This is a genomic window from Bradyrhizobium sp. Crot121, assembly GCF_059512385.1.
In genome coordinates, this window is record NZ_JCAMOR010000218.1 from 1 (window position 1) to 1,803 (window position 1,803).

Consider the following 1,803-nt stretch of genomic DNA (forward strand, 5'->3'; position numbering starts at 1 on the left):
GGCGTCGGCGCATTCAGGTCAACGAAAGAGTCCAGACCCGCGTAGGTATTTGAACGAGCTCCGGCCAGGTGCGCTGGCGCAAAGTGAGCATCGTCGCGCAATTCGGATGGCGTCGGCGCATTCAGGTCAACAAACGGCTCAAGGCCGGCGTAAGTGTCTGAGCGAGCCCTGGCAGTTGACGGTGACGCTGGTTCTTGCATCTCCTTCCTCAACAAAGCCCAAGCTCCCTCGCTCGGGGTGGCTGGGGTTGCGGGAAGCGCCTGCGACGGGCTGGGCCGCCCAGCGCCCAGCCCGGACGGCAAAGCCGGCTGCTCGCGGGCTTCTGGCCCTAGAGCATGGTTCGCCTCGACGAGTTTTAAGTAATTCCGAAGGTGCGCCAAATCAAGATCATATAGCCTGCCTTCAGTCAGTTTGAATGCAAGCACATCGTCGCGCAGCGTAAATTCCTCCTTGTTGGAGCGGTTAAGTCGGCCAGCCATGCTCTCCCTGCCATTTTCTTTAAGCCACGCACCCAGGGTATGAAGACGTGCAGCCCGCTCCTGGGCAGACTTCCTTGGCTCAAGATTTTTCAAGGCCTGGTCGAGCGCGCCATCTATGAGGGCGGCGTCTTCGGGATAACGACCCAGATGCCATGAGCTACTTGCGCCGGATGCGCGCTCCGCGCGCTGAAACTCGTCAATCATCTTCAACGCGGGCCCGAGGGTTGTGTCGTTCGGACGCAACTCTTTAGCGCGCTTGATGCGTGACTCGTGATCTAGCCTGGCGATTGCGTGGCCCTCGCGGTTGAGCGCTTCAGAAAATATGCGAAGGCTGCCGCTATAGATCACAACGGCCGCTGCGGGTCGCCTGCTGCTACGAGCTGCGCCCTCGATGAGGGCTTGGTCTTCGGCTGGAATACTCCGTTGCCGCCCACGCTGGGAACGGCCTGACGTACCACCGGGTTCAAGATACTCCCGAAGATAACGCAAGCCAGTAATAATTTTCCGGTTGCCGAATTTATTGGCGTGGGCTACCAGCGAATTGTGATCGAGCGCAGAAATCGATTGCCCATTACGTGCGAGATCATCTCCAAGACCACGAAGAACCGTTACATAACCACCGACCGTTGCCGCGCGCAGTCCCCGGCGTTCACCCGCCGACCGAATGGCGTTGTCGATGATGGAGGCGTCTTCATTAGACAGATGGGGGGTGTATCGATCTCGACGCGCGGGCGCCGCTGGGACGGGAGCGGCATCGGCTTGTTGCACCTCATCCAAGCGTTGCTCAAAGCTCGGATGCCCAGCCTCGTCCGCTTGCCCCCCTGACCTGACTGTTGCTTCGCCAAGGCGGGGTGATACCCACGTTGCCAGTCGGGGACTGAAAATATTGAATCTGTTCGGATCCATCGCGACCTCGTTCGACTGGACTTCAGCAATGAGACAGCAGGCTACTGTCGCAACCTGACGAGAGGCTGACGTCGTGGAACCGGCGCTGCCAGCGGCGCCCCCAAAGCTCGCAATCCGAAGACTTTCAAAATCCGTCGTGCCTCAGTTTGAGATTTTTCCGGCCCACCAGATCGTCGTCCATTGGATTGGGGCCAAGGTCCGGGGTCAATTGAGCCACCAGATTGCAGGTGCGGCAATGAGAGCCCAGCGAGGAAGTTTCTGGCGAGCTTGTCACAGCGCTTGACATGTGGCGGAAGTCTTACTCATAGGTCAGAAATATAGGCGACATCTGGATGCTTGAAGAAGAAGGAACGCACCAAAGCTGGTCTGTTGCCGATGTCGGCGAGCTGGGTGCGGACTCGGTCTTCCAATTTCTCGC

General features: G+C 58.8%; 1 pseudogene. It reads right to left on the reverse strand.

From position 1 onward, the window contains the following. Positions 1-1,385, reverse strand: a pseudogene (locus AC5ZGW_RS46090) (hypothetical protein); the annotation flags it as partial. Positions 1,386-1,803 lie beyond the last annotated feature (418 nt).